The following is a 1,104-nucleotide window of genomic DNA, read 5'->3' on the forward strand; positions in this document are numbered from 1 at the left end:
CTGGACTGGTCGCGGTGCGCGATCGATTCCGTCAGCGTGCGGGCGGCAAAAGGGGGCCGCTGACCGGACCGAATCCGACCGACCGCGGCAAGCCGGGATCGAAAATCCACCTGATCACAGACCGGAATGGACTGCCTCTGTCGCTGGGCATCTCCGGCGCCAACATGCACGACAGTCTCGGTCTGAAGCCGCTGGTCCGCGGGATCCCGCCCATCCGTTCCCGTCGCGGTCCGCGTCGCCGGCGTCCCGCCAAGCTCCATGCCGACAAGGGATACGACTACGACCACCTGCGGCGATGGCTGCGCAAGACGGGCATCCGCCATCGGATCGCTCGCAAAGGCATCGAGTCCTCGACACGCCTGGGCCGTCATCGCTGGGTCGTCGAGAGAACCGTGTCCTGGCTCGCCGGATGCCGACGCCTGCACCGCCGCTACGAGCGCAAGGCCGAGCACTTCCTCGCTTTCGTCGGCATAGCTGCCGCCCTCATCGGCTACCGCCGACTCAGCAGCTGAGCGGGCCCAAGCCTGCTCTGTCGGTGGCAGCCCGTAAGGTGCGCGCAACGTCTCCAAGGAGGGGGGTCCGTGGGATTTTCGGGTCACCTGGTCTTTGCCCGTAGCAAGCGTCCGTTGCTGGAAGCACCTGTGTTCAACAGCATCAGCCACGAGCTGAAGGACACCGTGCATGCGTGGTGGCCGCGACCGGGTGGTTGGCAGACCCTCCAGTTCGATCATGGACTATGGGAGGACGCCTACCTGTCCGCCCTGGTCGGATGGACCGGCGCACCGGCCTGCGTCGCAGACGTCTTTGATAGCGACATTGCCCTCGTGACCGGGCTGGGAACCAACGGGCAGCGTTGGCAGGCGTGGCTCAACTTGGATAACGCTGCGGCACTCCTCACCGAGGAACCAGAGGACCTGGACGACGCGAGCCTGTGGGTGGGTACACCCGAGTTCAACGAGGCTGTGAGGTGCAAGCGCGCGGAGCTCGAGGTGGATGTTCCAGCCGGCGCTGAAGGCGCCCTCGTTTGGGCTGCAGCGGCTGGCATACCAGTCACAGCGCAGCAGTCCGGGATCGAAGAGCTACTGTGCGCGCGGGACACCTTTG

Annotated in this window: 1 protein-coding gene and 1 pseudogene; both read left to right on the top strand. The window is 65.9% G+C overall.

What is annotated here, in order from left to right:
- Positions 1-512: pseudogene (locus tag ACWC94_RS42290) on the top strand (IS5 family transposase); the annotation flags it as partial.
- A 69-nt stretch (positions 513-581) separates the two neighbouring features.
- On the top strand, positions 582-1,104 hold a 523-nt coding region (locus tag ACWC94_RS42295; RefSeq protein WP_450803104.1), incomplete at its 3' end, for a hypothetical protein.

The organism is Streptomyces sp. NPDC001135, assembly GCF_053598395.1.